The organism is Staphylococcus caledonicus (assembly GCF_016238465.1).
GTDB classification, from domain to species: Bacteria; Bacillota; Bacilli; order Staphylococcales; family Staphylococcaceae; genus Staphylococcus; species Staphylococcus caledonicus.
Genome location: NZ_JABTXV010000001.1, coordinates 1084905 through 1108304, shown reverse-complemented (window position 1 = coordinate 1108304; position 23400 = coordinate 1084905). Strand labels below are relative to the sequence as shown.

The window sequence follows — 23400 nt, the reverse complement described above, 5'->3', positions numbered from 1 at the left end:
ATAGAAATGAACGTTGAGGAATTTGATTATGATCTTCCTGAATCATTAATTGCTCAGACTCCTTTGAAAGATAGAGATCATAGCCGTTTATTAGTGTTAGGACGTCAATCAGGTGAAATTGATCATAAACACTTTACTGACATCATTGATTATTTTAACCCTGGTGACACGCTTGTACTGAACGATACACGTGTAATGCCAGCGCGTTTGTTTGGTCTAAAAGAGGAAACTGGAGCAAAGGTTGAAATGTTAATGCTTACCCGTATTGAGGGTAATGACTGGGAAGTATTACTAAAACCAGCAAAACGCATTAAAATTGGTAATAAATTATCATTTGGTGAAGGTAAAATTATCGCTGAATGTATTGATGAATTAGAACAGGGTGGACGCATTATGCGTTTACATTATGAAGGTATTCTTGAAGAGCGTTTAGATGAACTTGGAGAAATGCCGTTACCTCCTTACATCAAAGAGCGTTTAGACGATCCAGATCGTTATCAAACAGTTTATGCTAAGGAGAATGGCTCCGCAGCAGCACCTACAGCGGGGTTACACTTTACAGATGATTTATTAGAAAAAATTAAAGCTAAAGGTGTAAACATTGCGTTTATTACTTTGCATGTAGGATTAGGTACATTCAGACCGGTAAGTGTTGATAATATTGATGATCATCAGATGCATAGTGAATACTATCAAATGACACAGCAAACTGCTAATTTATTAAACCAAACTAAAGAGCAAGGTCATAGAATTATTTCAGTAGGTACCACTTCTACTAGAACTCTAGAAACCATTCGTCGTGATTATGATAAATTTGTAGCAGTAAGTGGTTGGACAGATATATTTATTTATCCTGGGTTTAAGTATAAGGCTATCGATGGTTTGATAACTAATTTCCACTTACCTAAATCTACACTAGTTATGTTAGTATCAGCGTTTAGTAGTAGAGAAAATATTTTAAATGCTTATAATAAAGCAGTAGAACTTAAATATAGATTCTTTAGTTTTGGAGATGCAATGTTAATTATTTAATGAATGAGAGGTTTATAGTATGCCAGCAGTTACTTATGAACATATAAAAACTTGTAAGCAATCAGGCGCGCGTTTAGGGATTGTTCATACACCACATGGTTCTTTTGAAACACCAATGTTTATGCCGGTTGGAACAAAAGCTACAGTTAAAACAATGAGCCCAGAAGAGTTACGTCAAATGGAAGCACAAATCATATTAGGAAACACGTATCATTTGTGGTTACAACCTGGAAATGATATCATCAAACAAGCTGGGGGTCTGCATAAGTTTATGAATTGGAATGGCCCTATTCTTACTGACTCAGGTGGTTTCCAAGTATTTAGTTTAAGTAATCTTAGAAAAATTTCTGAAGAGGGTGTAGAGTTTAGACATCATACCAATGGTTCTAAACTATTTTTAAGCCCTGAAAAATCAATGGAAATACAAAATGATTTAGGTTCAGATATTATGATGGCATTTGATGAATGTCCTCCGATGCCTTCAGAATATAAATATGTTAAAGATTCAATTGAACGTACTACAAGATGGGCTGCACGTTGTCTTAAAGCTCACAAACGTCCTGAAGACCAAGCATTATTTGGTATTATCCAGGGTGGAGAGTATAAAGATTTAAGAGAACAAAGTGCTAAAGAATTGGTTGATCTTGATTTTCCTGGATATGCAATAGGTGGTTTATCAGTAGGTGAACCGAAACCTGTTATGTATGATATGGTTGAACATACTGTTCAATATATGCCAGAAGATAAACCACGCTATCTAATGGGCGTAGGTTCTCCTGATGCACTAATTGAATGTAGTATTCGAGGAATGGACATGTTTGATTGCGTCTTACCAACTCGTATTGCTCGAAATGGTACATGCATGACTTCTAGCGGAAGATTAGTTATTAAAAACGCTAAATTTGCTAATGATTTTGGCCCACTTGATGAAAATTGTGATTGTTACACATGTAAGAATTATTCACGTGCTTATATTAGACATTTAATTAAAGCCGAGGAAACATTTGGTATCCGTCTTACTACTATTCATAATTTACATTTTCTGCTAAAATTAATGGAAAATATTAGACAAGCCATTCGCGAAGATCGTCTATTGGATTTTAAAGAAGAATTCTTTGAGCAATACGGTCTTAATGTGGATAACCCTAAAAACTTTTAATAAGGAGATAACAGAATGAACGTTTCAGCACTTATTTTACCTATTATTTTAATTATAGTGTTTTACTTCTTCTTAATTCGACCACAACAAAAACGTGCTAAAGAGCATCGTGAAATGATTAGTCGAATTGAAGCGGGACAAAGAATTACAACAATTGGTGGTTTAAAAGGAACAGTTAAAGCTGTAGATGAAACTACAGTAGTGATTACTGTTAACGGTCATGGTACAGAAATGACATTTGAGAAACCAGCAATTAAACAAGTTGATCCTTCTTAATTAAGGATGCAATATTAATTAAATAGTTATTTGAAAAGCTGGGGCATTTGTATAAAGTGTCTCAGCTTTTATATTGTAGGTAAGAATGAACTGAGATGAAGATGTGGTCAAATTGAAATTTCTTCATTTCTAGTGTCAATCTTTGTCATGGTAAGACAAGGGAAGAAGAGTTAAAATCTTTGAACTTATATAAGACTTTTCTCTCAATTCTCATCTCTCAATCATTTACTAAAGACTAAAGTCCTAATTTCACTAAAAGGCATGGTATGTTAATATAGATAAGTCATGTTATATCTATGTAATCTTTTATTAACTTGCGTGTGGTTTATTAAAGGATTATTCTTAGTACATAAGTAAACAATGAGGTGTTCATGTGAAAAAATTTAGTAGGATAATTGCATTCATACTAATTGTCGCCGTACTCTTTGTTGGTATGGGACTTACATATAAGAATGTAGTTAAAAACGTAAATCTTGGACTTGATTTACAAGGTGGTTTCGAAGTGCTTTACCAAGTTAAGCCACTCGAGGGCGGTAAGAAGATAGATGATAGTGCTTTACAATCGACTGCTCAAACCTTGGAAAATCGTGTTAACGTATTAGGTGTATCTGAACCTCACATTCAGGTAGAAGACCCTAATCGTATCAGAGTCCAATTAGCTGGAGTTAAAGACCCTGATGAGGCACGAAATATATTATCCTCTCAAGCGAATTTAACTATCCGTGATGCGGATGATAAAGTTAAATTAACTGGTAAGGATATTGAACAAGGTTCGGCTAAGCAAGAATTTAAGCAAGGCACGAACGAACCAGCAGTTACTTTTAAATTGAAAGATCGTGATAAATTTAAAAAAGTAACTGAAGAAATATCTAAAAAGCAAGAAAATATGATGGTAGTATGGTTAGACTTTAAAAAAGGTGACAGCTACCATAAAGAATTAGAAAAGCCTGAAGATAAACGTAAATATGTTTCGGCGGCAACTGTTGATCAACCAATTAATTCAGATAGTGTTGAAATTTCAGGTGGTTTCCATGGCCAAGAAGGTGTAGAACGAGCTAAACAGATTGCTGAATTATTAAACGCTGGTTCATTACCAGTCGATTTAAAAGAAGTTTACTCTAATTCAGTTGGGGCTCAGTTTGGTCAAGATGCACTTGATAAAACAATCTTTGCTTCTGCCATAGGTATTGCTATCATTTATCTATTTATGGTTGGATTCTATAGATTACCTGGTTTAGTCGCAATTATTGCGTTAATAGTTTATATCTACTTAACACTTGTAGCATTTAACTTTATTTCAGGTGTGCTTACATTACCTGGTTTAGCTGCTCTGGTATTAGGTGTAGGTATGGCAGTAGATGCCAATATCATTATGTACGAGCGGATAAAAGACGAATTGAGGATAGGCCGAACGCTTAAACAAGCTTACTCTAAAGCAAATAAGAGTTCTTTCCTTACAATCTTCGACTCTAACTTGACAACTGTAATTGCAGCAGGCGTACTGTTCTTCTTCGGTGAAAGTTCAGTTAAAGGTTTTGCTACAATGTTGCTATTAGGTATTTTAATGATATTTGTAACTGCAGTCTTCTTATCTAGAGGATTACTATCATTACTTGTATCATCTAATTACTTTAAAAAGAAATACTGGTTATTTGGAGTTAACAAAAAAGACCGTCATGACATTAATGAAGGCGTAGATGTACATGACTTAAAAACATCATTTGAAAAATGGAACTTTGTTAAACTAGCCAAACCGTTAATTGGAGCCAGTGTACTTATATTAGTTGTCGGTATTATTATCTTAAGTATTTTCAAATTAAACTTAGGTATCGATTTCTCTTCTGGTACACGTGTGGATATTAATTCAGACTCGAAATTAACACAAACTAAAGTAGAACGTACTGTTAAGGACTTAGGACTTAACCCAGACCAAGTTCAAATAAATGGTAATGGTAATAAACAAGCTACTGTTCAATTCAAAAAAGACTTATCTAAAAATGAAGTTGTAAAACTTAACAAAAAGGTTAATGATGAATTTGGACATAAACCAACTGTAAATACAGTATCTCCAATGATAGGTCAAGAATTAGCTAAGAATGCTATGAAAGCACTTCTTTATGCAGCCATTGGTATTATCATCTATGTATCACTACGATTTGAATGGAGAATGGGACTATCTTCTGTCCTAGCATTATTACATGACGTCTTTATGATTGTTGCGATATTCAGTCTATTCCGTTTAGAAGTAGATATCACGTTTATAGCAGCAGTACTTACAATTGTAGGTTATTCAATCAACGATACCATCGTTACATTTGACCGTGTAAGGGAAAACTTGCATAAGATTAAAGTGATTACTAAACCGGAACAAATTGATGATATAGTTAATAGATCAATTCGCCAAACGATGACGCGTTCAATCAATACTGTATTAACAGTAATAGTCGTTGTTATAGCGATTCTCATCTTTGGTGCATCAAGTCTATTTAACTTCTCACTAGCGTTATTAATTGGACTAGTTTCAGGTGTGTTCTCTTCAATCTTTATCGCGGTTCCACTATGGGGCATTATGAAGAAACGACAACTGAAAAAATCAGACGATGGCAAATTAGTTGTTCATAAAGAGAAAAAATCAAACGATGAAAAAATATTAGTTTAATCATCTAAAGTAAATAAGTCAGCCTAGAACATTTATTAAAATGTTCCGGGCTGATTTTTTATGTCAAAATTCACTCTATTAAATTGGATTTGCTTTTTATTTACTATATTTTTAGGTATAATGGCTTTTGAAAAAAGGAAGGATAATTGTATGATTAAATCTAAATATAACTGGCTTTATGAACCACCAACAGAATATATCAGTGAAGACTTAGTTAAACGTTATAAATTAACGCCAATTATTAAAAAAGTACTTGAGAATAAATCTATTGTCCAAGAAGAAAATATTAAAGAAGTATTTTCAGATACATTAATTAATCACGATCCTTGGCGCTTAAGTGATATGGATAAAGCAGTCGAGCGTATTAATGAAGCTATAGATAAAAAGGAAAGAATATTAGTTTATGGAGATTATGATGCGGACGGCGTGACGTCTACTACTATTTTAGTGAGCACGCTTAAAACTTTGGGCGCTGAAGTAGGTTGGTACATTCCTAACCGCTTCACAGAAGGTTATGGCCCTAATAAGCTAGCTTTTCAAAATGCCTATGATGAAGGTATTTCACTCATTATTACGGTAGATAATGGTATTCAAGGACATGAAGAAATTAAAATGGTACAAGAATTAGGCGTAGATGTAATAGTGACAGACCACCATGAAATCGGACGTACATTACCTGAAGCGTATGCGATAGTTCATCCAATGCATCCAGAATTCGACTATCCTTTTCATTATTTATGTGGTGCTGGAGTAGCATATAAACTATCTCAAGTATTACTAGATAATCCACCTAACTATTTCGTTAGTCTAGCTGCTATTGGAACGATTGCAGATTTAGTCTCATTAACAGATGAAAATCGTACAATTGTAAAACAAGGTTTAACCAATTTAAACGACTACTGTCCACCTCAAATTAAAGCCATGCTTAATCAGGCCGGTTTTAATGACACTATTAATGAGGAGACGGTAGGTTTTATTATTGGACCACGACTTAATGCGGTAGGACGATTAGAAGATGCCTCATTAGCTGCAGAGTTATTGATGTCTGAGGAAGAAGAGGAAGCGGAATTCTTAGCTGAACAAGTCGAACATTTTAATGCCGAGCGAAAAGAAATTGTAGCTCAGTTAACAGAAGAAGCATTAGCTATGGCTGAAGAAAAAGTTAAAGATGGGCGACGATTTTTACTTCTAGCTAAAGAAGACTGGCACGAAGGCGTATTAGGAATCGTAGCTTCTAAAGTTGTCGAAACCTATGCGTTGCCAACATTAATTTTAAATATTGATCTAGAACAAAATCATGCGAAAGGTTCCGCTCGTAGTATTGAACAAGTGTCAATGTTTGAAATATTAAGTGCTCATCAAGACTTAATATCTAAATTCGGCGGCCATCACATGGCTGCTGGCATGACGATGGATATTGAAAACATAGAAGAATTAGAACAAGGCCTTAATGATTGGATGGCACAGTTAGCAGAACATACATCACTAGCACCTACTAAGCGTGTAGCAGTAAAACTTGATGAAGCGGATATAACGGTTAAGAACATAAGAGATATTCAAAAATTGAGTCCATATGGAACAGACTTTGAGAAACCGTTATTTGAATTAGACAATAGTGATGTGATTGATGCAAAAGCAATAGGTAAAGATAATAAACACCTTAAAATAACGACAGGTCAACTTCGCTTACAACATCTTTACTGGAATAATGGTCATCTTGCTTCACAAATTGAATTAGGGCAACCGATTAGTTTGTTAGGACATTTACAAATAAATGAATGGAATGGTAATCAATCGCCACAATTTATTATTCAAGACCTTGCCACGAATGATGAACAGATTTTAGATTATCGCAGTAAACGTAAGCAGCTTAATTTAGACTCAAATGATCATCAAACTGCATTTATCATTCATCCTAAAAAGGAAAAATTAAATGACAATTACTTTTATTATGGTGAAACTATAGGTGAGGGATACGAAATTGTTGTACTTAGAGATTTGCCTCAAGATTTAGAAAGTATCATTCATAGCTTGAATGGAATCAATTACTCACAAATGTATGTAGTGCTACAACATCAAGCATCTATTTACTTTGAAGGTATACCGAGTCAAGAAATATTTAAAAAATGTTATAAAGCACTTATTAATAAACAAGAAATGAATTTAGAAAAAGAGGGTATGTTATTATGCCAATTTCTAAACATTAAACCCAATATTTTAAAATTTATATTAAAAGTGTTTATTGAATTAGGCTTTATTATTGATGATAATGGTATAATTAAAATAAACAATAATCCTAATAAGCAAAATATTGAAACGAGCCAAACTTATCAAGCACGATTATCACGAATAGAAGTTGAAAAACGTTTGTTGTATGATGATTTTTCACAGCTTAAACAATGGATAGAAGCTCAAAAGGGTTAATTTATAGGGAGGACACATTTAAATGGATTTAAAGCAGTATGTTTCAGAGGTACAAGATTGGCCTAAACCGGGAGTAAGTTTTAAAGATATAACAACAATTATGGACAATGGGGAAGCTTATGGCTATGCTACTGATCAAATTGTAAAATATGCTAAAGAACGTAATGTAGACATCGTCGTAGGACCAGAGGCTAGAGGCTTTATTATTGGATGTCCAGTTGCCTATTCAATGGGCATTGGTTTTGCTCCTGTGAGAAAAGAAGGTAAGCTACCTCGTGAAGTGATTCGCTACGAATACGACTTAGAATACGGTACCAATGTTTTAACAATGCATAATGATGCTATTAAACCTGGACAACGCGTATTAATCACAGATGATTTATTAGCGACAGGTGGTACTATTGAAGCAGCTATTAAGCTTGTTGAAAAGTTAGGCGGCATCGTTGTAGGTATCGCATTCATTATTGAATTAAAATATCTAAATGGTATTGAAAAAATTAAAGATTATGACGTAATGAGTTTAATCTCTTACGACGAATAAATCATTAAATAAGATAGACAAAGAGGTTGAGACATTGATGAAGGTGTCTCGACCTCTTTATTATTTATGTTTATGTCTATATCATTGTTACCTTTTAATATTGGATATAATAGGTGAATGTAAATTAAATCCTACACCATTTATTTATTTAAAAACTTGTAGTATCATAGAACTATTATTTAGAAAAAATCAAACCTTTTATAGTTTGCTTGATATTTGATAAAATTAAAGTAATACTCGCATTCAGAATGGGACATCAATCATAAATATTTTGTCCCAACCTCTGTTATACTCGGATTAATGAAGCGGCAAGGTATGTTTTCTTAATTTTCAAAAATTCGAATATCGAGTGGAGTATTTGGAATATTAAAGAGTTGGGGTGTCATATATTGAATAACGAGTATCCATATAGCGCTGACGAGGTGCTACATAAAGCAAAATCTTACTTATCAACTGATGAATACCAATATGTTTTGAAAAGTTACCACATTGCTTATGAGGCACATCAAGGTCAATTCCGTAAAAATGGATTGCCATATATTATGCATCCAATTCAAGTAGCCGGTATACTAACTGAAATGCGGTTAGACGGGCCAACTATTGTGGCTGGCTTCCTACATGATGTCATTGAAGATACTGCCTATACGTTTGACGATGTTAAAGGTATGTTCAATGAGGAAATTGCGCGAATTGTAGATGGCGTAACGAAATTGAAAAAAGTTAAATATCGCTCTAAAGAAGAACAACAAGCTGAAAATCACAGAAAGCTATTTATCGCCATTGCTAAAGATGTTCGAGTTATATTAGTTAAGTTAGCAGATAGACTTCATAATATGAGAACGCTAAAAGCTATGGCCCGTGAAAAACAAGTGCGTATATCTAAAGAAACGTTAGAAATCTATGCACCATTGGCTCATAGATTAGGTATTAATACTATTAAATGGGAATTAGAAGATACTGCTTTGAGATATATTGACAGTGTTCAATACTTCCGTATTGTTAATTTAATGAAAAAGAAACGTAGTGAGCGAGAAGCTTATATCGCTAATGCTATTGATAAAATACAAGCAGAAATGATTAATATGAATATTACGGGCGAGATTAATGGCCGCCCTAAACATATTTATAGTATTTATCGAAAAATGATGAAACAGAAAAAGCAATTTGATCAAATATTCGATTTATTAGCGATTCGGGTTATAGTCAATTCAATTAATGACTGCTATGCAATATTAGGATTAGTCCATACATTATGGAAACCTATGCCAGGACGTTTTAAAGATTATATTGCAATGCCGAAACAAAATATGTACCAATCACTACATACTACAGTTGTAGGACCTAATGGTGATCCTTTAGAGATTCAAATTAGAACCTATGAAATGCACGAAATCGCTGAACATGGTGTAGCTGCACATTGGGCATATAAGGAAGGCAAAACAGTTAACGAGAAGACGCAAGATTTCCAAAATAAACTGAATTGGCTCAAAGAATTAGCAGAAACTGATCATACTTCTTCAGATGCACAAGAGTTTATGGAATCATTAAAATATGATTTACAAAGTGATAAGGTTTATGCATTTACTCCTGCTAGTGATGTTATTGAATTACCGTATGGTGCTGTACCTATTGATTTCGCTTATGCGATTCATAGTGAAGTAGGTAATAAGATGATTGGTGCAAAGGTTAATGGTAAAATCGTGCCAATTGATTATGTACTTCAAACAGGAGATATTATCGAGATACGTACGAGTAAGCATTCTTATGGTCCAAGTAGAGATTGGTTAAAAATTGTTAAATCATCGAGCGCGAAAAGTAAGGTGAAAAGCTTCTTCAAGAAACAAGACCGTTCTTCAAATATTGAAAAAGGTAAGTTTATGGTTGAGGCTGAAATTAAAGACCAAGGCTTTAGAGTTGATGATATTTTAACTGAGAAGAATATTGAAGTTGTCAATGAAAAGTACAATTTTGCTAATGAAGATGATTTGTATGCTGCTGTAGGATTTGGTGGGGTAACAGCCCTACAAGTTGTTAACAAATTAACTGAACGACAACGTATACAAGATAAGCAAAAAGCATTAAATGCAGCTCAAGAAATTACGAAGTCACTTCCAATTAAAGAGGATATCATTACAGATAGTGGTGTCTATGTGGAAGGAATTGAGAATGTTTTAATTAAACTATCTAAATGTTGTAATCCTATCCCTGGAGATGATATTGTAGGTTATATTACTAAGGGACATGGTATTAAAGTACATCGCACTGATTGTCCTAATATCATCAATGAAACTGAACGCTTGATTGATGTCGAATGGGTAAAATCTAAAGATTCTACTCAACGTTATCAAGTCGATTTAGAAGTTAGTGCATATGATAGAAATGGCTTGCTTAACGAAGTCATTCAAGCTATCAATTCCACAGTTGGAAGTATTATTAAAATTAACGGACGTTCAGATACAGATAAGCATGCGATTATTACAATTAGCGTGATGGTTAAAAATGTAAATGATGTCTTCAGAGTTGTAGAAAAGCTTAAACAATTAAGTGATGTATATACAGTATCCAGAGTATGGAATTAATAGAGGTGCTATAGAGATGAAGATAGTGGTACAGAGAGTTAAAAGAGCTTCAGTAACGAATGCGCATATTCAAAATAAAATTAACAAAGGTTATTGTTTATTAGTGGGAGTAGGTAAAGATTCTACTGAAGCGGATGTAGATGCATTAGCAAAAAAAATAGTCAACGCACGTTTGTTTGAAGATGAAAATGGTAAATTAAATCTCAACGTTCAACAAGTTGAGGGTAAAATCCTATCAATTTCACAATTTACGCTTTATGCTGATGTTAAAAAAGGTAATAGACCTGGTTTTTCTAATTCAATGAGTCCTGATGAGGCAAATGAGTTATATGAGAAGTTTAATACTGCATTAAGAGCTTATGGTGTTGAAGTAGAAACAGGTGAGTTTGGTACGGATATGGAAGTAGAAATTATAAATGATGGTCCTGTTACGATTATTTATGAAAGTCAGGATGGAAAGATTGTATGAGTAAACTAGATGCATGGTTATCAAAACATGGTCTAAAGAATGGACTTACACTTTCTGTGGTGATTGCTTTTATATTATTTTTAATTATACTGTTTATGCTTATGAATCATAGTGATCAAGGTAGTAATCGGATTACGGTTTCGGAAAATGCAGAATTACGTACAGGTCCTAATGCTGCTTATCCAGTACTCTACCAAGTTGATAAAGGCGAAACATTTACTAGACTAGGAAAGTCTGGTAAGTGGATTGAAGTAGAAAGTAGAGATGGCACCGAAAAAGGATGGATAGCAGGATGGCATACAAGCTTGGATATTGAAGCGGATGCAAGTAAGGAAGAAAATCCTTTGAAGAATAAGGTCATTGTCTTAGATCCAGGGCACGGGGGCAATGACCAAGGTGCTTCAAGCAATACATCCAAAAAAAGTCTTGAAAAAAATTATACGCTAAAGACTGCGAAAGAATTAAAAAAAGCGTTAGAAAAAGCGGGAGCTAAGGTAAAACTAACACGTTCCGATGATAGCTATGTCAGTTTAGAAGATAGAAAACAGGATGGCGACGCTTTTATAAGTATACATAATGATTCTCTTGATAGTCCGAATGCGAACGGAGCTACTGTATATTGGTTTAAAGATAATCAAGAAACCTTAGCTGAAACATTATCGGCTAGTATTGAGAAAAAGTCTTTATTGTCTAACAAAGGTACTAGACAGGAAAACTTTCAAGTCCTAAGACAAACTAATAAACCAGCAGTATTATTAGAACTAGGATATATTAGTAATCCAACAGATGAAGTAATGATAACAGATCAACTTCATAGACAAGTAGTTGAAGAAGCAGTAGTTGATGGGTTAAAACAATATTTTGCATCTTAAGTCTTGCAAACTTAATCTAAACTAGTTATCATTATTAATGAACTTTATAAATCATACCGTTAATATTCTTGGAAGTTTAAATGAAATAGGTAGAGGCTAACAATTCGTTAACCACGTAGAGATATAATCCAAGGCTGAAAGATTATACTGAGTAGTTTAAAACTTTTAACACAAGAAGAGGTGCTTTAATAAATAAGCCGGTTTACGCACGTTAAGCGTTTGAGTGGGGATTAAGGTATAATCTTAATCTCAATTAGGGTGGCAACACGGCATTTCGTCCCTTATATAGTTATTGGCTATATAAGGGACTTTTTTTATTAAAGAAGATTTAATATAGATGAGTAAAATTATTAAAGGAGTGATTGCGTGATTAGAATACCTAGAGGTACGCAAGATATCTTACCTGAAGATTCAAGCAAATGGCGCTATATTGAAAATAAATTAGACGAATTAATGAAGCTTTACAATTATAAAGAAATACGTACACCTATTTTTGAAAGTACAGATTTATTTGCACGTGGTGTGGGAGACTCAACTGATGTTGTGCAAAAAGAAATGTATACGTTTAAAGATAAAGGTGACAGAAGCTTAACGTTAAGACCAGAAGGTACCGCTGCGGTTGTTCGCTCTTACATTGAAAATAAAATGCAAGGTTATCCAAATCAACCGATTAAGCTTTACTATAATGGACCAATGTTTAGATATGAACGTAAACAAAAAGGACGTTTCCGTCAATTTAATCAGTTTGGTATAGAAGCTATAGGTGCAGAAAATCCAAGTATCGATGCTGAAGTGCTAGCAATGGTTATGCACATTTATGAATCATTTGGTTTAAAACATTTAAAATTAGTAATTAATAGTATTGGTGATGCAAATTCACGTAAAGAATATAACGAGGCATTAGTAAAACATTTTGAGCCTGTAATAGATACTTTCTGTGAAGATTGTCAATCACGATTGCATACAAATCCAATGCGTATACTTGATTGTAAGATTGATCGTGATAAAGAAGCTGTAAAAAATGCTCCGCGTATTACTGATTATTTAAATGAAGCATCTAAAGCATATTATGAAGAAGTTAAATCATATTTGACTGATTTAGGCGTTGACTATGTCGAAGATCCTAATTTAGTACGTGGGCTAGATTATTACACTCATACTGCTTTTGAAGTAATGATGGATAATCCTAATTATGATGGCGCAATTACAACACTATGCGGTGGCGGCCGTTATAATGGATTATTAGAACTTCTAGATGGTCCTAGTCAGACTGGTATTGGTTTTGCATTAAGTATTGAAAGACTTTTACTTGCACTTGAAGAAGAAGGTATTGAATTAGATATTGGAGAAGAGTTTGATTTATTTATAGTTACTATGGGTGATGAAGCTGAACGCTATAGTGTTAAACTTTTAAATCATCTTAGAAAAAATGGCATTAAAGCTGATAAAGATTATTTAAAACGTAAAATTAAAGGTCAGATGAAACAAGCTGATCGTTTAAATGCTAAATATACAATCGTTATAGGTGATCAAGAATTAGCAAATAATGAAATTGATATTAAAAATATGGCAACAGGTGAGTCAGAAACAGTTAAAGTAGATGAACTTGTACAGTATTTTAAACAATAAAGGAGAATTCAAATGAGTAAACGTACAACATATTGTGGTTTAGTTACTGAAGAATTACTAGACCAAAAAGTAACATTAAAAGGTTGGGTGCATAATCGACGTGATTTAGGTGGCCTAATCTTCGTAGACTTACGTGATAGAGAAGGTATTGTTCAAATAGTATTCAACCCTGATTTCTCTGCAGAAGCTTTAAGTATCGCAGAAACAGTACGTTCTGAGTATGTTATTGAAGTTGAAGGAACAGTAACTAAACGTGATGAAGAAACAGTTAACCCTAAGATTAAAACTGGTCAAGTTGAAGTTCAAGTTTCAAATATTAATATTATTAATAAATCTGAAACGCCACCATTTTCAATTAATGAGGAAAATCAAAACGTTGACGAAAATATTCGCTTGAAATATCGTTACTTAGATCTTAGACGTACTGAATTAGCACAAACATTTAAAATGAGACATCAAACAACTAAATCTATCCGTAACTATCTTGATAATAATGGTTTCTTTGATATTGAAACACCAGTATTAACAAAATCTACACCAGAAGGCGCACGTGACTATTTAGTACCTTCACGTGTTCATGAAGGTGAGTTTTACGCACTACCTCAATCACCACAATTATTTAAACAATTATTAATGATTAGTGGTTTTGACAAATATTATCAAATTGTTAAATGTTTCAGAGATGAAGATTTACGTGCTGACCGTCAACCTGAATTCACTCAAGTCGATATTGAAATGAGTTTCGTTGATCAAGAAGACGTTATTCAAATGGGAGAAGAAATGTTACGCCAAGTTGTTAAAGATGTAAAAGGCGTTGACATAGAAGGCACATTCCCACGTATGACTTATGAAGAAGCGATGAGACGTTATGGTTCTGACAAACCTGATACACGTTTTGGAATGGAATTAATTGATGTATCACAATTAGGTAAGGAAATGGACTTCAAAGTCTTCAAAGATACTGTACAAAATAATGGTGAAGTGAAAGCCATTGTTGCCGAAGGAGCATCTGATAACTATACACGTAAAGATATGGATGCCTTAACAGAGTTTGTTAATATTTACGGTGCTAAAGGCCTAGCTTGGGTCAAAGTCGTTGATGAAGGATTAAGCGGTCCTATTGCACGATTCTTCGAAGATCAAAATGTAGAAACATTAAAAGAGTTAACTGGTGCTAAACCAGGAGACTTAGTAATGTTCGTAGCAGACAAACCAAATGTCGTTGCTCAAAGTTTAGGAGCATTACGTATTAAAATTGCAAGAGAATTAGATTTAATTGATGAAAATAAATTAAACTTCTTATGGGTTACAGATTGGCCGTTACTTGAATATGATGAAGATGCTAAACGTTATGTTGCAGCACATCATCCATTCACATCACCTAAACAAGAAGATATCGCTAAATTAGATTCAGAACCTGAAAATGTTCAAGCTAATGCTTATGACATTGTATTAAATGGTTATGAACTCGGTGGGGGCTCTATAAGAATTTCAAATAGTGAGCTTCAAGAAAAAATGTTCGAAGTTTTAGGTTTCACAAAAGAACAAGCTAGAGAACAATTTGGTTTCTTATTAGATGCCTTTAAATACGGTGCACCTCCACATGGTGGTATCGCCTTAGGATTAGACCGTTTAGTTATGTTATTGACTAATCGTACAAATCTTAGAGATACAATTGCCTTTCCTAAAACAGCATCAGCTACTTGTCTATTAACTGATGCACCAGGAGAAGTATCTGATAAACAATTAGAAGAATTATCACTACGTATCCGTCACTAATTCTTGAAAAACTATTAATTACTTAAATTTAGTTTTATTAACCAACACCTTATAAGTTAGTTTAAAGACTAGCCTATAAGGTGTTTTTATTATGAAAAGAAACAAATATGACATACCATATTTTAAATAACTATAAATATATTATGTCAACTTATAATATTTAATTATTTTTCCTAATAAACTTTTCTACCCAAGTCATTAGGATTTCAATAATAGGGCTTTTGTGCTATTATATCTATATAAGATAGTCATCTGTATTGTTCGTATGTTTGCTTTTTATTTGGGCCTAACACTTTTTGATCAGGGAGCCCAATAGGTTTTCTTGCAGCGCAAACGCCTCAATGGAGGACTTGCAAAACAAGAAACAGGGCACCCACCTGTATATAGCAGGCCGAATGATCAAGCTATTTATAACTACGGCAATTACGGACTCTATCGGTACGCAAGGCTTTACTGTCTTGCGTATTTTTATACACTTTTTTAGAATTTAAAAGTTATTGAATGGTTTATAAAAAGGAGTTTACAATGAAACATCAATTTTCAAGAAATGAGTTAGCATATGGTCAAGAGGGTCTAGACTTATTAAAAGGGAAAACCGTTGCAGTATTAGGCGTTGGGGGAGTAGGTTCATTTGCTGCTGAAGCCTTAGCTCGTACTAATATTGGACATATTATATTAATTGATAAAGATGATGTCGATATTACTAATGTCAACCGTCAAATACACGCGTTAACAACAACGATTGGACAAAGTAAAGTTACATTAATGGAAGAGCGAATTAAATTAATTAACCCTGATTGTAAAGTTACGCCATTACATATGTTTTATACAGAAGAAACTTACGAGGATTTATTTAATAATTATAATATTGATTATTTTATTGATGCTAGCGATACAATTATATATAAAGTTCATTTAATGAAAGAATGCTTAGAGCGAGGGATTAAAGTTATTTCAAGTATGGGTGCTGCTAATAAAACTGATCCTACACGATTTAAAATCGCCGATATTTCACAAACGTTTATGGATCCAATGGCCAAAATTATTCGTAACCGTTTGAAAAGACAAGGTATTAAAAAAGGAGTGCCAGTAGTTTTCTCTGATGAAAGTCCTATTGTTATACGTGAAGATGTTAAGGCAACAGTTGGGGACGCTAATGCTATTAATCGTAAGGGACAAATACCGCCATCTTCAAATGCATTTGTGCCAAGTACAGTAGGATTAATTTGTGCTAGTTATGTAGTAAATGATATTTTGAAAGATATTCCAGTTAGACGTATTAAAGATAAAGGAAATATTTAAAATTTAAGACTATGATGAGTTATATAGTGAATAATGGAACGCAAAGTTAATGTCATTCAAGACTTTGCTAACCCACTTTCAACTTGTAACTCTATCATAGTCTTGTTTTATTTTTTATTTCTCAAATTATCGTATACCATTTTAAATTGTTGTTCACTTTTAGAAGTCGGTTTTGGCTCATAGTATATTTTACCTTTTAAGTTGCTAGGTAAGTACTGTTGTACTACATGGCCATTTTCATAATCATGAGGATATTTATAGCCAATCGCTCTTCCTAATTCTTTTGCACCAGCGTAATGACCATCTCTTAAGTGATCAGGAATTTGTCCAACTTTTCCCTTACGAATATCACTAAGTGCGCCATCGATTGCCTTAATAGCAGAATTAGATTTTGGAGATAAACAAAGCTCAATCACAGCTTGGCTAAGTGGAATGCGTGCTTCAGGAAATCCTAAGCGTTCAGCAGATTGAATCGCTGCTAAAGTTCTTTGTCCGGCGCTAGGGGAAGCTAAACCTATATCCTCATAACTTATGACTAATAAACGTCTTACAATTGTTGGTAAATCTCCAGCTTCAATCAGGCGAGCTAAATAGTGTAACGCAGCGTTTACGTCACTACCTCGAATCGATTTTTGAAAAGCACTCATCACATCGTAATGCATATCTCCGTCTTTATCACTGACGAAGGCGCCTTTTTGGAGACAATCTTTCGCATCTTCTAATGTCACATGTCTTGTATTATTAATGACTTCAGCACTTAACACAGCTAATTCTAAAGCATTTAATGCGCTACGAACATCACCGTTACTTTGTGTTGAGAAATATGTTAATGCTTCTTCATCTACATCTGGATGATAAGTTTTTAAACCACGTTGCTCATCTTCTAAGGCTCGATTTAATGCAAGACGTACGTCATCGTCATTTAAAGAATAAAGTTCAAAAATTTGAGCTCTAGAACGAATAGCTGGATTAATTGCATGATAGGGATTGGAAGTAGTTGCACCAATCAATACGATTTTCCCATTTTCTAAATGAGGTAATAGAAAATCTTGTTTAGCTTTATCTAGACGATGAATTTCATCTAGTAACAAAATAATCTGGCCAGACATTTTCGCTTCTTCAACTACTAATTGCATATCTTTCTTAGTATTTGTTACTGCATTCAATTGTCTAAATTTATATTCAGTACTACCTGAAATTGCTTTTGCTATACTTGTTTTACCAATTCCAGGAGGACCATAAAATATCATTGAAGATAATTTCTTAGTTTCAACCATTCGTCTAATAATACCTTTAGGACCCACCAAATGTTGCTGTGATATAATTTCATCTATATTTGTAGGTCGCATTCTGGAAGCCAAAGGTTCAGTAGTCACATTATTCACACCTTTCTATTACTATCTTAACTGAAAAAATGATAGAATGGGAATATATATTATTCGAATTAAGTGAGGTTATGTTATGAAAATATCAACGAAAGGGAGATATGGGTTAACTTTAATGATTTCCCTAGCTAAAAGGGAAGGACAAGGCTGTGTCTCATTGAAGTCAATCGCTGAGGAAAATAAGTTAAGTGACTTATACCTTGAACAATTAGTAGGCCCTTTAAGAAATGCAGGTTTAATTCGAAGTGTTCGTGGTGCTAAAGGTGGCTACCAACTCAGAGTACCCGCTGATGAAATCACTGCAGGTGATATTATTCGCTTGTTAGAGGGGCCCATTACAATTGTAGAAAGTATTGAATCAGAACCGCCGGCCCAAAAGCAACTTTGGTTACGTATGAGAGACGCGGTAAGAGAAGTTTTAGATAATACAACATTAAAATATTTAGCTGAATATGTAGAAACTGATAATCAATTAGATGGCTACATGTTCTATATTTAAATTTTTTTAAGTAAATATGTTTATTCATTTTTGTTGGTGGTATTTAATTAATACATCACAACGATACAATGTGTAGATTATTTCGTATCGTATATTTGTCAATACTTATTCAATATATTATAAGCTTAAATTTGAAAGGAGAATTTCACTATGGGATTCATGGACAAAGCGAAAGATGCAGCAGAAAAATTCAAAAATAGCGATAATGAGCAAGTAGACAAACCTAAAGATAAAATTAATGAATACACTGGCGGTAACGACAGTGATAACAAAGATGATAAAAAAGACGATAAATAGTTGATATTTTTTAAGAGTGATGAGATTCTCATCACTCTTTTTTTATGACAGAAATGAATTAAAATTAAATTCGAAGCTCCCTAAATCTTAATTATTAATACGTTGAATGACATTTTTTAATCGTTTAAAAGAATCGACTTGTTGTGCTTTATCGTAAATATAGCTAATTCCCATTAATTCATCAATTTCACCATACTCTTCAATGAAATCTTCTAATTTTTGTTTTACTGTTTCTTCAGAACCAATTAAGGAGTTACGCTCTCTTTGTTTGGCCATTTCATATTCTCTTGGAGTTAATAAATTTTTAAGGTCATCAGTAGGCGGTTGAACGGGTTGCATTTTACCACGTGCAATACTAGTAAATACTTGTGCAAGTGTGCTTGCTAAACGTTCTGCTTCGTCGTCTGTTTCGGCCACAATCGTATTTAAACATACAATCATGTAAGGTTTATCTAATACATCCGAAGGCTCAAATAATTCTTTATAAATTTGAATCGCTTCCTTCATTTGTTGAGGTGCAAAGTGTCCAGCAAAGACATAAGGTAATCCTTTACGGGCAGCTAAATTAGCTGAATCTGTTGAAGATCCTAATATATATAAAGGAACATTCTTGTTTACGGCAGGATAAGCGCGTACATATGCTTGTTTATTTTCAGGACCAAAGTACGTTTGCAATTGTTCAACTTCTTCAGGAAATTCATAAACACCGTTATGCTGATCACGTCTCAAAGCACTCGCCGTCATCATGTCAGTACCAGGTGCTCTACCTAACCCTAGATTAACTCTATTTGGGAAAAGGGTTTCCATCGTACCAAATTGTTCAGCAACAACTAGTGGCGCATGGTTAGGTAACATAATTCCACCCGAACCTACTTTTATATTTTGAGTATGTTCTAAAGTATGTTGAATGAGTAGGGCAGTCGCTGAACTCACTAAATTGGGCGCATTATGATGCTCTGCTATCCAATAACGCTCATACTCTAATTCATCTAATTGTTGTCCAAGCTCTACCATATCATCAATTGCATCTTTATCATTTTGACCTTCTCGAATAGGTACTAGATTTAGAGCTGATAATTTTATATTCGACATCTTCAACCTCTCCTTTATTATTACTACTGCCTAGTGTAACAAGATATAATATGAACAGTTATTAAATTGCTCAAATGGATTTTTGCTATTATTTTCAAAAGTAAATATATAAAAGGTGTTAATTAAATAGAGGTGTAAGTGTTAAAATATAATATAAGTATGAAATAGGTAGTTTATAAACACCAATGTAGAAAAAATATTAGTCAGGTGCTATTATAGGAACATTGATAAAAATATGAGGAGTGTACTAGAGAATGGAAGTATATGCAGATTATGCTGCTACTACACCGGTTAAACCTGAAGTTGTAGAATCGATGATGACAATATATCAATCACATTATGGTAATCCATCATCAATTCATTCAATTGGACGAGACGCACGTCGCTATTTAGATGAATCAAGAAGAAATGTAGCTAATTTATTAGGAGCCAAGCCTAGTGAAGTTATCTTTACGAGTGGCGCTACGGAATCAAATAATACAGCAATCAAAGGCTTAGTTTATGCAAACGAACATCTTGGAAACCATATCATTACAACTAAAATTGAGCATCATTCAGTATTGCACGTATTTGAACAACTAGAAAAAGAAGGATATGACGTTACTTATCTAGATGTAGATGATACAGGTAAAGTCGATTTAGACCAACTTAAAGAGGTATTAACTGACGATACGATTTTAGTTTCAATTATGTTTGTTAATAATGAAATTGGAACAGTTGAACCAATGTACGATATTGAAGATATTGTGGCTGATTCAAACGCATTATTACATGTTGATGCTGTACAAGCGATTGGTCATTTAGATGTGAAGTTCGAAGATTTTAAAATAGATACGATGAGTCTTACTGCACATAAATTTGGTGGCCCTAAAGGAGTAGGTGTTCTGTTAGTTAAAGATCAAACACCTATTGAATATTCTCAATTGGGTGGAGAACAAGAAACTAAACGTCGTGCAGGAACGGAAAACTTAGCTCAAATCGTTGGTTTAACTAAAGCATTAACACTTGCCGATGAACAAAGAGATGCTAACAATATTCACTTAATGCAATTAAAAGAATTATTCATAGTTAGTTTACAAGAACGTGCAATTCCATTTGAAGTCAACGGTTCAATGGTTGAAACCACTGGTCATATACTTAATTTATATTTTCCATTTATCGATGTTGAAACAATGTTAACATTACTAGATTTATCAAATATTTATGTTTCATCAGGATCAGCTTGTACTGCTGGTTCAACCACTCCATCACATGTTTTAGCTGCTATGTATGAAGACGAAGAACGTGCCAAACATTCTGTTCGCTTTAGTTTTAATGAACAAACTACAGAACATGAAATAAAATATATCGTAGCCGAAATTCATAAAATATATCATAAATTTAAGGAGGAATAAATTTGTCTAATAAAGATATACGCGTTGTTATTGGTATGTCTGGTGGCGTAGATAGCTCAGTAACGGCACACATATTAAAAGAACAAGGATACGACGTTATAGGTATCTTCATGAAGAATTGGGATGACACTGATGAAAACGGCGTGTGTACGGCTACTGAAGATTATAATGATGTAATCGCTGTATGTAACCAAATCGGTATACCATATTACGCCGTCAACTTTGAACAAGAATACTGGGATAAAGTATTTACCTATTTCTTAGATGAGTATAAAAAAGGGCGTACGCCTAACCCAGACGTAATGTGTAATAAAGAAATTAAATTTAAAGCATTCTTAGAACATGCACTTAAATTAGGTGCTGACTATGTTGCTACAGGACATTACGCTAGAATTCGTCGTCATGAAGATGGTCATGTAGAAATGTTACGTGGTGTAGATAATAATAAGGATCAAACCTATTTCTTAAATCAATTATCTCAAGAACAATTGTCAAAAGTAATGTTCCCAATCGGTGATATTGAGAAGAAAGAAGTACGTAAAATTGCCGAAGAACAAGATTTAGCGACTGCTAAAAAGAAAGATTCTACAGGAATTTGTTTTATAGGTGAACGTAATTTCAAAACATTTTTATCTCAATATTTACCAGCTCAATCTGGAGATATGAGAACGCTTGAAGGTAAAAAAATGGGAACGCATAGTGGTTTAATGTATTACACAATAGGCCAACGCCATGGATTAGGCATAGGCGGCGATGGAGACCCTTGGTTCGTAGTAGGAAAAAATCTACAAGACAATATATTATATGTCGAACAAGGATTCCATCATGATGCTTTATACAGTGATTATCTTATTGCCTCAGACTTTAGTTTTGTAAATCCAGTTGATTTGGAAGAAGGTTTCTCTTGTACTGCTAAATTTAGATATCGTCAAAAAGATACTAAAGTATTCGTACAACGTGAAAATGATAACTCAATCCGTGTAACATTTGATGAACCCGTACGCGCTATCACCCCAGGACAAGCAGTCGTATTTTACGATGGTGAAGTTTGCTTAGGCGGTGCCACTATTGATGATGTATTTAAAACATCTGGACAATTAAGTTATGTTGTTTAATTAGTTCAATGTGAGAATGGAACATTTAATTAAAAAATAACTTAACTTTAGTTTTGACAGTAGTTGACTAGAAATAAAGAAGCGTTGTGTAAGAGCCTCTCTTTCTTCATTTCTAATCAACTTAGCAAGGGTGGAACAACGAAATCTTTTGAATTATATTAGATTTCTGTTCCACTCCTTTTTTTACTAATGATAAATCCTAATAAGAAAGGAAGGATAGTAGTATGACCGAACAAGAGACAATTTATCAATGGATTAAAGATGGAGAACTTGAAAAAGCACTTAAAGCATTATTTGGAAATATCGAAAAAGATCCAGACACAATTGAAAACTATATTAATGCTGGTATTGTTTTAGCAGATGCAGGGGAAATTGAAAAAGCTGAACGATTTTTCCAACGCGCACTTACGATAGATGACAAAAACGGTGCAGTTTATTATAATTTAGCTAACTTATATTATGATCAAGGTCGCTATCGAGAAGCGATTAAACTGTACCAAAATGCATCCAAATACGAAATGGATCAAGTAGATACTAACTATATGATTGGAATGTCATTTAACCAACTAGATGCACCTAAAGAAGCAATGCCATTTTTAATGACGGCAGCTGAACAAGATCAATCATCAGATGCCGAAGTTCAATTTCAATATGGCTTAGTTCTTTGTCATTTAGAAATGTTTGAACAAGCTATTAAACAATTAAGCGTTGTATTAGCTATAGATCCTAAACATGTCGATGCACTATATAATCTTGGTTTAGCAACTTATATGCAATCAGAAGATATAGATTCAGCTATTGCTTATTTTGATAAAGCAATCGAAATAGATTCAGGCCATCTATTAAGTCAGCATGCAAAAGCAACATTTGAAGCATTAAAAAACGAGGAGTCTTAAT

Annotated in this window: 19 protein-coding genes and 1 other RNA gene; 18 read left to right on the top strand and 2 right to left on the bottom strand. The window is 33.7% G+C overall.

Annotated elements, in window-relative coordinates; all coding sequences use genetic code 11:
- Positions 1-6: 6 nt before the first annotated feature.
- The 13 genes from queA (at position 7) to HS848_RS05485 (ending at position 16721) form a co-directional block, all read left to right on the top strand.
- Positions 7-1032 carry a tRNA preQ1(34) S-adenosylmethionine ribosyltransferase-isomerase QueA gene (gene queA / locus HS848_RS05545; protein ID WP_198611531.1) on the top strand — a complete coding sequence of 342 codons (1026 nt, stop codon included), beginning with the start codon at positions 7-9 and terminating at the stop codon, positions 1030-1032.
- 19 nt (positions 1033-1051) lie between these two features.
- Positions 1052-2191, top strand: a complete 1140-nt coding sequence (tgt, locus tag HS848_RS05540) for a tRNA guanosine(34) transglycosylase Tgt (protein ID WP_107508053.1) — start codon at positions 1052-1054, stop codon at positions 2189-2191.
- Between the two features lie 15 nt (positions 2192-2206).
- Positions 2207-2467 carry a preprotein translocase subunit YajC gene (gene yajC / locus HS848_RS05535; RefSeq protein ID WP_103166575.1) on the top strand — a complete coding sequence of 87 codons (261 nt, stop codon included), beginning with the start codon at positions 2207-2209 and terminating at the stop codon, positions 2465-2467.
- Positions 2468-2840: 373 nt separating this feature from the next.
- Positions 2841-5126 (top strand): protein translocase subunit SecDF, encoded by a 2286-nt coding sequence (gene secDF, locus HS848_RS05530; protein WP_198611530.1) that lies wholly within the window; start codon positions 2841-2843, stop codon positions 5124-5126.
- Positions 5127-5276: 150 nt separating this feature from the next.
- On the top strand, positions 5277-7550 hold the full coding sequence (gene recJ / locus HS848_RS05525) for a single-stranded-DNA-specific exonuclease RecJ (protein WP_198611529.1): 2274 nt from the start codon (positions 5277-5279) through the stop codon (positions 7548-7550).
- Between the two features lie 22 nt (positions 7551-7572).
- Positions 7573-8091: an adenine phosphoribosyltransferase gene (locus tag HS848_RS05520; RefSeq protein ID WP_198611528.1), complete on the top strand. Its 519-nt coding sequence runs from the start codon at positions 7573-7575 to the stop codon at positions 8089-8091.
- A gap of 389 nt (positions 8092-8480) precedes the next feature.
- Complete coding sequence (locus HS848_RS05515; RefSeq protein WP_198611527.1) at positions 8481-10670, top strand: RelA/SpoT family protein; 2190 nt, start codon at positions 8481-8483, stop codon at positions 10668-10670.
- A 16-nt stretch (positions 10671-10686) separates the two neighbouring features.
- Positions 10687-11139 (top strand): D-aminoacyl-tRNA deacylase, encoded by a 453-nt coding sequence (gene dtd / locus HS848_RS05510; RefSeq protein ID WP_198611526.1) that lies wholly within the window; start codon positions 10687-10689, stop codon positions 11137-11139.
- The gene (locus HS848_RS05505; protein WP_107508292.1) at positions 11136-12011 is read left to right on the top strand and encodes an N-acetylmuramoyl-L-alanine amidase; all 876 of its coding nucleotides are present in this window, start codon (positions 11136-11138) and stop codon (positions 12009-12011) included. The genes dtd and HS848_RS05505 overlap by 4 nt, the downstream gene beginning before the upstream one ends.
- Before the next feature lie 366 nt (positions 12012-12377).
- A complete protein-coding gene (gene hisS, locus HS848_RS05500; protein ID WP_198611525.1) occupies positions 12378-13640 on the top strand; it encodes a histidine--tRNA ligase in 1263 nt (420 codons plus the stop codon).
- Positions 13641-13652: 12 nt separating this feature from the next.
- Positions 13653-15419 carry an aspartate--tRNA ligase gene (gene aspS / locus HS848_RS05495; protein WP_107508294.1) on the top strand — a complete coding sequence of 589 codons (1767 nt, stop codon included), beginning with the start codon at positions 13653-13655 and terminating at the stop codon, positions 15417-15419.
- 246 nt (positions 15420-15665) lie between these two features.
- Positions 15666-15855: non-coding RNA, 6S RNA (gene ssrS / locus HS848_RS05490), on the top strand.
- Positions 15856-15944: 89 nt separating this feature from the next.
- Positions 15945-16721 (top strand): tRNA threonylcarbamoyladenosine dehydratase, encoded by a 777-nt coding sequence (locus tag HS848_RS05485; protein ID WP_107508295.1) that lies wholly within the window; start codon positions 15945-15947, stop codon positions 16719-16721.
- 107 nt (positions 16722-16828) lie between these two features.
- Here the strand turns inward: HS848_RS05485 and HS848_RS05480 are convergent, their stop codons facing one another.
- Positions 16829-18097, bottom strand: coding sequence for a replication-associated recombination protein A (locus tag HS848_RS05480; RefSeq protein ID WP_198611524.1), 1269 nt, complete (start codon positions 18095-18097; stop codon positions 16829-16831).
- An 85-nt stretch (positions 18098-18182) separates the two neighbouring features.
- Here HS848_RS05480 and cymR point away from each other — a divergent pair, with 85 nt between their 5' ends.
- Entirely contained in the window at positions 18183-18605 is a 423-nt protein-coding gene (gene cymR / locus HS848_RS05475) for a cysteine metabolism transcriptional regulator CymR (RefSeq protein ID WP_103166586.1), read from the top strand.
- Between the two features lie 150 nt (positions 18606-18755).
- Positions 18756-18902 carry an SAS049 family protein gene (locus tag HS848_RS05470; protein WP_198611523.1) on the top strand — a complete coding sequence of 49 codons (147 nt, stop codon included), beginning with the start codon at positions 18756-18758 and terminating at the stop codon, positions 18900-18902.
- 87 nt (positions 18903-18989) lie between these two features.
- Here the strand turns inward: HS848_RS05470 and HS848_RS05465 are convergent, their stop codons facing one another.
- Positions 18990-19994 carry an LLM class flavin-dependent oxidoreductase gene (locus tag HS848_RS05465; protein ID WP_198611522.1) on the bottom strand — a complete coding sequence of 335 codons (1005 nt, stop codon included), beginning with the start codon at positions 19992-19994 and terminating at the stop codon, positions 18990-18992.
- A 254-nt stretch (positions 19995-20248) separates the two neighbouring features.
- Between HS848_RS05465 and HS848_RS05460 the strand changes: the two genes are divergently transcribed.
- The 3 genes from HS848_RS05460 (at position 20249) to HS848_RS05450 (ending at position 23399) form a co-directional block, all read left to right on the top strand.
- Positions 20249-21388, top strand: a complete 1140-nt coding sequence (locus HS848_RS05460) for a cysteine desulfurase family protein (protein ID WP_107508299.1) — start codon at positions 20249-20251, stop codon at positions 21386-21388.
- A 2-nt stretch (positions 21389-21390) separates the two neighbouring features.
- Positions 21391-22503 carry a tRNA 2-thiouridine(34) synthase MnmA gene (gene mnmA, locus HS848_RS05455; protein ID WP_198611521.1) on the top strand — a complete coding sequence of 371 codons (1113 nt, stop codon included), beginning with the start codon at positions 21391-21393 and terminating at the stop codon, positions 22501-22503.
- Positions 22504-22727: 224 nt separating this feature from the next.
- Positions 22728-23399, top strand: a complete 672-nt coding sequence (locus HS848_RS05450) for a tetratricopeptide repeat protein (protein ID WP_198611520.1) — start codon at positions 22728-22730, stop codon at positions 23397-23399.
- The last annotated feature ends 1 nt before the right edge of the window (position 23400 follow it).